The following is a 7,994-nucleotide window of genomic DNA, read 5'->3' on the forward strand; positions in this document are numbered from 1 at the left end:
TTGTCCTCGGCTAACCCTCGGCTACCCTTTACGCGATGCGCGCAGGACGCCGCCGACCTCGCCCAGCAGCACGCAGGCGCGCTGGATCTGCGCCGAACTCGACACCTCGACCGTGAACAACATATAGGCCGCGTTGCGGCGCGTCTGCGTCTTCACGCCGATCACGTTCATCTTCTCGCGTGCGAACACTTCGGAGATATCGCGCAGCAGGCCTTGGCGGTCGGTGGCCTCGATCGAGATATCGACCGGATAGACCGACTGCCCACGACCGCCCATCACGTCGGCGGACCACGTGGTCTGGAGCACGCGTTCGGGCGAGCGGCGCGCCATGCGCTGGAAAGTCGCGCAATCGCTGCGGTGAATCGACATGCCCTTGCCGCGCGTGACGAAACCGCAGATGCCATCGGGCGGCGCCGGGCGGCAGCAGCGCGCAAGCTGCGTCAGAAGCGCATCGACCCCCACCACCAGCACGCCCGACGAGCCGCCATGCGTGACGTTCGAACCGCTCGCACGCTTGGTGAGTTGCTCGGGCGTTTCTTCTTCGGGTTCGGGCGCGGGCGCGTCGCTTAACGCCTGCTCGACATAGCGCAGACTGAACTCTTCCTTGCCGACCACGCTGAAGAACTCGTCGGTCGACTTGAAGCCGAGCTTGGCCGCGAGCTGGTCGAGATTGACCGAGGTGCGCCCCTCGCGCTGCAAGGTCTTTTCGACCATCGCACGGCCGTTCGCGATATTTTCCTGCGCCTCGATGGCGTTGAACCAGACGCGTACTTTCTGCCGCGCGCGATGGCTCTGCAGATAGCCGAGCTGCGGGTTGAGCCAGTCGCGTGACGGCCCGCCCTCTTTCACCGAAATGATCTCGACGGTCTGACCGTTGTGCAGATGCGTGTTGAGCGGCACCATCGCGCCGTCCACGCGTGCGCCACGGCAGCGGTGGCCCAGCTCGCTATGCAGGTGATACGCGAAATCGAGCGGCGTCGCGCCCTGCGGCAGCGCGATCACGCGCGCCTGGGGCGTGAGCACGTAAATATGGTCGTCGTCGAGCGTTGCCTGGCGCAGTTGCTCCCACGGCTGACGGCCATCGGCCACGTCGTCCTTCCACGCGAGCAACTGGCGCAGCCAGGCGATTTTCTCGTCGTAACTGCTGTTCGCGCTGACCTGACCGCCGTAGCCCTTCGCACCCGCTTCCTTGTAGCGCCAGTGCGCGGCCACGCCGTATTCCGCGAACTGATGCATCTCCTGCGTGCGGATCTGCACTTCGAACGCGCGCCCGTCGTCGCCCACCACGACCGTATGCAGCGAGCGATAGCCATTGGGCTTGGGCCGCGAAATATAGTCGTCGAATTCGCGCGGCACCGGCTGCCACAGGTTGTGCACGATGCCCAGCACCGTATAGCAATCCTTGATGTCGCGCACGATCACGCGAAACGCGCGCACGTCATACAGCTCGGCGAAGTCGATGTCCTTGCCGCGCATCTTCTTCCAGATGCTGTAGATGTGCTTGGGCCGCCCGCTGACCTCGGCGTCGATGTGCGCGGCCGCGAGTTCGTGCTGAAGCCGAGCGATGGCTTCGGTCACATAGCTCTCGCGCTCGACGCGCTTTTCGTCGAGCAGCTTCGCGATGCGCTTATAGGTAACCGGCTCCTCGAAGCGAAACGCGAGATCTTCGAGTTCCCACTTCAGTTGCCAGATGCCCAGGCGGTTCGCAAGCGGCGCATAGATGTCCAGCGTCTCGCGCGCAATCTCCGGTGCGGGCGTGACCTTGGCCGCCGCGTAGTAGCGCAGCGACTGCAGGCGCGACGCGAGCCGGATCAGCACCACCCGGATGTCCTGCGCGAACGCGAGCAGCATCTTGCGCAACGATTCGACCTGAGCGCGGCGCGCGGCCTGCGCATCGCGGCTTTCGCGCCCGCTTTCAGGCGCCGCGTTCTGCGCGGCCGCCCGCAGGCTCACCGTGCCCAGACGCAGCAGCTTGCGCACGTCGAACACGAGCTTCGTGACCTCGGCGCCGAATCGCGCCTCGAGCGTCGCTTCCGGATCGTCGAGATGCTGGGCGATGTTGAAGAGCGCCGCCGCCAGCACCGCAGGCGGATCGACGTTCAGGCGGCTCATGATCGACGCGGTGCCCAGCGCGTGTTCGACGAGCGGCTCGCCCGTCGACAGACGCGCGTCGCCGGCATGCTCGCGCACGAACGCGAGCGTATCGTCGAGCGACGGCAGCGCGGCGGACGTGGAAACTTCGGCGGGAACGGGAGGTAAGGTGTCGCTGCTCATGAGACATCGCCCGCCGGCTTGCCGGACGGGCTGCTAACTACGGTAAAACAGTCCAACCATGGTCTGAAGTGCAGCGCGGCCGCGCTTCTTCACGCGGCCGTTCAGGCTTGTTTCAAGCTCAATCGCGCTGCGCGGCCACCACGACGATTTCGACGAGGCACTCCGGATTCGCGAGCTTCGCTTCGACGGTCGCGCGCGGCGGCGTGGCGCCCTGCGCCACCCACTTGTCCCATTCGGCGTTCATGCCCGGGAAATCCTTCATGTCGGCGATATAGATCTGCACGGACAGCAGCAGCGACTTGTCGCTATTTGCCTCGCCCAGCAGACGATCGATATGGCCCAGCACTTCACGCGTCTGGCCAGCGATGTCCTGCTTCGTGTCTTCGGCGATCTGACCGGCCAGATACACCGTGCCATTATGGATGGCGGTTTCCGAAAGACGCGGGCCGACGTGGTGACGAATGACTGCCATGAATTTTCCTGTTGAAGTTGAGTGCCTGGAGGCGTCTGGCGCGCCCCGGGGCGTCCTTTCCAGGGCGCCGAGGCGCCGGACAATCCAATATTATGACGCGCCGACGGGTTATCCGGCGAAGAAACGGCGCGCGATCTCAATCTGGTCGGCGGCGAGGAAGGCCGGCGCGTGCCCCACGCCGGCAATTTCGACGCTCGTGAGTTGCTGGCCCGTCGCTGCCATTTTCGCCACGGTCTCGCGCGAAAGCAGATCGGAAAGCTCGCCGCGCACCGCCAGCACCGGCCCCTTGAACGCCGCGAGCGAGCGCCACAGGAACTGTTCGCCCTGCTCGTTCTGCTCGGGCGTCACGCCCTTGAAGCCTTCGGAAATGCGCGGGTCGTAACGGTAGCGCCAGACGCCGTCCACCTCATGCAGCAAGGGCGTATTGATCTCGCGCCATTCGTTGGGCGTAAGCGGCCCGAACGAGGCCGCCAGCAGCGCGGCGTTGTCGATCCCTTCCTGCAGCGATGAAAAGCTCACGTCGCGGCCCACGTATTCGCCGATGCGCTCAAGCGATGCCGGCTCGATATGCGGGCCGATATCGTTCAGCAACATGCGGCCGATGGGCGCGTCGGGCAGCCCGGCAAGCGCCATGCCGATCAGACCGCCCATCGACGTGCCGAACCAGTCCACCTTCTCGACACCGGTGCGCGCGATCACGGTCACCATATCCGCGACGTACTGGGCGACGCCATAGCCGCGCGGATCGACGAGCCACGACGACAACCCGCGCCCGACCACATCAGGGCACACGACGCGGTAGGTGTCGGCCAGCGCCGTCGCCAGGCGGTCGAAGTCGCGGCTGGAGCGCGTCAGGCCATGCACGCAGACCAGCACGCGGGGGTTCGAGGGATCGCCCCATTCGGTGTAAGCCACGCGATGCAGCCCCGAAGGACTGAGGCACTGGACGGTGTGTTGGCGCGGGTGAAGCGGTTGACTCGGCACGGCAGACGAAACGGTCATTGCGTGATCCTCGCTCTGGAAGCGTTCATAGGCGTGGGGCCATTGTAGACGGCTTTGCTGGGCGGGAACGGTGCGCACGGCGGATCCAGAGCGCTTCGGCGCACGCCCGGCCCGCGCCGGACACAGGCACGGCGGCCTGTCCATCGGCCATCCGGCCTATGCCGTTGGGCCGAGGTTTCAGGCGCATCCAAACCCGCCAGAATGGTCCCATCGAAATCAAACCGGAAAACAAAACGGGCGGAACCGAAGTTCCGCCCGTCTCTGCCATGCGATCTGCCGCGACTATGCCATCACCGCACTCAGCTCACGGCGCTCACGTCGAGCGGCGCGCCCGTCTTCGTCTTGATCTCGTCGACGGTGACGCCCGGCGCGAGTTCGGTCACCTTCAGCCCCGCATCGCTCACTTCGATCACGCCGAGGTCCGTGATGATCAGATCCACCACGCCCACACCCGTGAGCGGCAACGTGCAGGCTTCGAGAATCTTGTGCTGGTCGCCCTTGGCCACATGCTCCATGAGCACGACCACGCGCCCGACGCCTGCGACGAGATCCATCGCGCCGCCCATGCCCTTGATCATCTTGCCGGGGATCATCCAGTTGGCCAGGTCGCCCTTCTCGCTCACCTGCATCGCACCGAGGATCGCGAGGTTGATGTGGCCGCCGCGGATCATCGCGAACGAGTCCGCCGACGAGAAAATCGACGAACCCGGCAGCGTGGTCACCGTCTGTTTGCCGGCATTGATCATGTCGGCGTCCACCTGGTCTTCGGTCGGGAACGGGCCGATGCCCAGCAGCCCGTTTTCCGACTGCAGCCACACTTCCACGCCGTCCGGCACGTGGTTGGCCACGAGCGTCGGCAGGCCGATACCCAGGTTCACGTAAAAGCCGTCCTGCAGTTCCTTCGCCGCGCGCGCGGCCATTTCGTCACGATTCCATGCCATGATCGGTCTCCCTTCTTAGGCGTTTGCCGAGTGGTCAACCGCGGCGCGCACGGTGCGTTGTTCGATGCGTTTTTCCGGTTGCGCATTGAGGACGATGCGCTGCACGAAAATGCCCGGCGTATGGATCGCATCCGGGTCGAGTGCGCCGTTCTCGACGATCTCCTCGACTTCCACGACCGTGATTTTGCCTGCCATCGCGCACATCGGATTGAAGTTGCGCGCCGTGCGGCGATAGACCAGGTTGCCCGACTTGTCGGCCTTCCAGGCCTTCACGAGCGCGACGTCTGCCGTGAGCGAGTGTTCCAGCACGTAGTGCTTGTCGCCGAACTGGCGCGTTTCCTTACCTTCGGCGATCAGCGTGCCGAAGCCCGTATTCGTGAAAAACGCCGGAATGCCCGCGCCGCCCGCACGCAGCTTTTCGGCCAGCGTGCCCTGCGGCGTGAATTCGAGCTCGAGTTCACCCGACAGATACTGGCGCTCGAATTCCTTGTTTTCGCCCACGTAGGACGAGACCATCTTTTTGATCTGGCGCGTTTCCAGCAGCAGACCAAGGCCAAAGCCGTCCACGCCCGCATTGTTGCTGATGCAGGTAATGCCCTTCACGCCCGTATCGCGCAGCGCGCCGATCAGCGCCTCAGGAATCCCGCACAGCCCGAAACCGCCGACCGCGAAGGTCTGGCCGTCCTTGACGATGCCCTCGAGCGCGGCAGCCGCGCTTCCATAGACTTTGTTCATCAGTGTGTCCCTTCCTCGAATGGAAATACGTCGATGCGTCGTTCGATCAATCTAGTTGTTCAGCACGGCACTCAGGCGCGCCGCACGCCCGGATGCCCCATTCTAGTCATGCCCCGGCGGCGCTGCCGTGAATCCGGCGCGCCCCTCGCGAGGCCCTCCAATGGTTGGCAAGCGTACGCTGGGCGGGCGATGCGGCACAATACGCAAAACTACATAAAGCCATACTCGTATCAACCGCCATGCCCGAATCCGCTACCGCTCTTCCCGCGCTCGATTACAAGACCGCCTTTCACCTCGCGCCCATCGGTCTCGTGATCGCGCGCGAGCGCATCATCGAGGACTGCAACGAGGCGGTGTGCGCGATCTTTCGCTGCCCCCGCGAAGCGCTGGTCGGTCAATCGTTTCAGGTGCTGTATCCGTCGGCGGACGAGTTCGAGCGCATTGGCGAGCGCATTCCGCCCATCATGACGGCGCAAGGCAGCTACGCGGACGACCGCATCATGAAGCGTGCGAACGGCGAGCTGTTCTGGTGCCATGTGACGGGCCGCTCGCTCGATCGCGCGGCGCCGCACGCGGCGGGCGTGTGGACGTTCGAGGATTTGAGCGCGACGCGGCGTGTGGCCGTGGAACTGACGCCGCGCGAGCGCGAGATCGCGGCGCAACTGGTCACGGGCAAGACGAGCAAGCAGATCGGGCGGATTCTGGACATCAGCTCGCGAACGGTGGACGTCTATCGCGCGCGGCTAATGCGCAAGTACGACACGGGCAACGCCACCGAACTGCTGCAGCGGCTGCTCGGGCAGTAAGCGCGCTCGATACCGCAAAATGAGGCGCGGCGCAGGAACGCGCCGCGTGGAAGGGACAAGCGTGGAAGGGACAATCGCGCGGAATCAGCGCGCCTTGACGAGCGGCGCGTTTTCGATGGTGGCACGCAGGTGATCGGGAATCGGCACCGACTTGCCCGCTTCGTAATCGATCCAGACGCAGCGCGCATTACCGCGCGCATAGACCGTATCGGGTTCGTCCGCGCGACGCAGCTCGAAGCCCGTGTCGAAACTGCTGCGGCCAGGCTGCCCCACCGTCATCGTGCAAACAATGTCGCCCGGATAGTGCAGTTGCTTGAGGAACTCCATCGAGGCGTTGACGATCACCGGTCCCTGCCCGTTGCCGCTCTCGCGGCTTTCGCCGGTCACACCAAGCTGCTCGAACCAGGAAATCCGCGCCTGCTCCATGTAGCGGAAATAGACCGTGTTGTTCACATGGCCGAACGCATCCATGTCGCCCCAACGGATCGGCATGGTCATTTCAAAAACGGGGTGGTAGTCACTCATTGCACTTCGACTTCGGGTTACCGGGGTTACGTTTGAAAAAATCGTGGGCTCAGGTCAGGCCGAAGCCGTCGTCGGCAGTGATGATCGAGCCGTTCATGAATGCCGATTCGTCGGCGGCCAAAAGCAGCAGCAAGCCGTCGAGGTCGGCGGGCGTGCCCACGCGGTGGCGCGGCAGCATCGAGACAAGCTTCTGCCCCTGCTCGGTCGCCCAGTGATGATGATTGATCTCGGTGTCGATATAACCGGGACAGATTGCATTGACGTTGATGCCGTGGCGCCCCCATTCGAGCGCCATCGCCTTGGTCATATGCACGACCGCCGCCTTGCTGATCGAATACAGCCCGATCTGCGGCAACACGCTGAGCCCCGCCACCGAAGCAATATTGATGATGCGATACGCGGGCTTCGAGCCGCCGCCGTTGCCGCGCATGATCATGCGCTTGGCCACTTCCTGCGCGACGAAAAAAGCGCCGCGCGTGTTGGTATCGAAGACATATTCGAAGTCGGCGGGCGTGACTTCGGCAAGCTTTTGCGTGGTGGACACGCCCGAGTTGTTGACGAGGATGTCGATGGTTCCGGCTTCGGTCTCCGCATGGGCGACCGCCGAGCGGATGCTCTGGTAGTCCGTGACATCGAGCGAAACCACGTGCGCGGCGCCGCCATCGGCCTCGATCTCCGCGCGCAGTTCCTTGAGCCGCTCGACGCGCCGGCTCGCCAGCACGACCTTCGCGCCCGCCTGCGAGAGCACCTGGGCGAAGCGCTTGCCGAGGCCGCTCGACGCCCCGGTGATCATCGCTACCTTCCCTTCGAGATTGATCGAACGGCCCATTTTCGCTTCCTCTTCAAGGGATGACGGGAGGCCGGAATGCGCTGCCGGCAGCGTGCCGGGCATTCTGGCATAAAATAGAACGATCGTGCCAATACGGGTTTGTCGGGTTGCGGCAAGGGGAGCGTTACCCGACAATACGAACCCGAAAAAAGCATTCTAATGGCAAGAGGAGCTTTAATGACCCCCACAAGTCTCTTGGAGCAATACGGCCCACGCGAGTCGATGGAATACGACGTCGTGATCGTCGGCGGCGGCCCGGCTGGCCTGTCGGCGGCGATCCGCCTCAAACAGCTCGCCGCCGAAAAAGGCGCCGAGATCGGCGTGTGCGTGCTGGAAAAAGGCTCTGAAATCGGGGCGCATATCCTCTCGGGCGCGGTCATGGATCCGCGCGCGATCACCGAACTCTTTCC

Annotated in this window: 9 protein-coding genes; 2 read left to right on the plus strand and 7 right to left on the minus strand. The window is 64.2% G+C overall.

The annotated features are described in order from the left end of the window. Positions 1 to 21: 21 nt before the first annotated feature. The 5 genes from B0G62_RS10425 to B0G62_RS10445 form a co-directional block, all read right to left on the minus strand. On the minus strand, positions 22 to 2,274 hold the full coding sequence (locus B0G62_RS10425) for a RelA/SpoT family protein (RefSeq protein WP_103704085.1): 2,253 nt from the start codon (positions 2,272 to 2,274) through the stop codon (positions 22 to 24). Between the two features lie 118 nt (positions 2,275 to 2,392). Continuing rightward, entirely contained in the window at positions 2,393 to 2,746 is a 354-nt protein-coding gene (locus B0G62_RS10430) for a RidA family protein (protein ID WP_103704086.1), read from the minus strand. 108 nt (positions 2,747 to 2,854) lie between these two features. Next, positions 2,855 to 3,748: an alpha/beta fold hydrolase gene (locus B0G62_RS10435; RefSeq protein ID WP_103704087.1), complete on the minus strand. Its 894-nt coding sequence runs from the start codon at positions 3,746 to 3,748 to the stop codon at positions 2,855 to 2,857. A gap of 299 nt (positions 3,749 to 4,047) precedes the next feature. Next, on the minus strand, positions 4,048 to 4,689 hold the full coding sequence (locus B0G62_RS10440) for a CoA transferase subunit B (RefSeq protein WP_103704088.1): 642 nt from the start codon (positions 4,687 to 4,689) through the stop codon (positions 4,048 to 4,050). Positions 4,690 to 4,704: 15 nt separating this feature from the next. Further along, complete coding sequence (locus B0G62_RS10445; protein ID WP_103704089.1) at positions 4,705 to 5,424, minus strand: CoA transferase subunit A; 720 nt, start codon at positions 5,422 to 5,424, stop codon at positions 4,705 to 4,707. A gap of 239 nt (positions 5,425 to 5,663) precedes the next feature. On the opposite strand from B0G62_RS10445, the gene B0G62_RS10450 reads away from it, so the two are divergent. Beyond that, positions 5,664 to 6,230 (plus strand): PAS and helix-turn-helix domain-containing protein, encoded by a 567-nt coding sequence (locus B0G62_RS10450; RefSeq protein ID WP_103704090.1) that lies wholly within the window; start codon positions 5,664 to 5,666, stop codon positions 6,228 to 6,230. Positions 6,231 to 6,314: 84 nt separating this feature from the next. On the opposite strand, the gene B0G62_RS10455 is transcribed toward B0G62_RS10450, so the two are convergent. Beyond that, positions 6,315 to 6,755, minus strand: coding sequence for an acyl-CoA thioesterase (locus B0G62_RS10455; protein WP_103704091.1), 441 nt, complete (start codon positions 6,753 to 6,755; stop codon positions 6,315 to 6,317). Positions 6,756 to 6,804: 49 nt separating this feature from the next. Continuing rightward, the gene (locus B0G62_RS10460; protein ID WP_103704092.1) at positions 6,805 to 7,584 is read right to left on the minus strand and encodes an SDR family oxidoreductase; all 780 of its coding nucleotides are present in this window, start codon (positions 7,582 to 7,584) and stop codon (positions 6,805 to 6,807) included. Between the two features lie 177 nt (positions 7,585 to 7,761). Here B0G62_RS10460 and B0G62_RS10465 point away from each other — a divergent pair. Next, on the plus strand, positions 7,762 to 7,994 hold a 233-nt coding region (locus B0G62_RS10465), incomplete at its 3' end, for an NAD(P)/FAD-dependent oxidoreductase (RefSeq protein ID WP_146055234.1).

The sequence above is a fragment of the Paraburkholderia eburnea genome (assembly GCF_002917095.1).
Classification (GTDB): Bacteria; Pseudomonadota; Gammaproteobacteria; order Burkholderiales; family Burkholderiaceae; genus Paraburkholderia; species Paraburkholderia eburnea.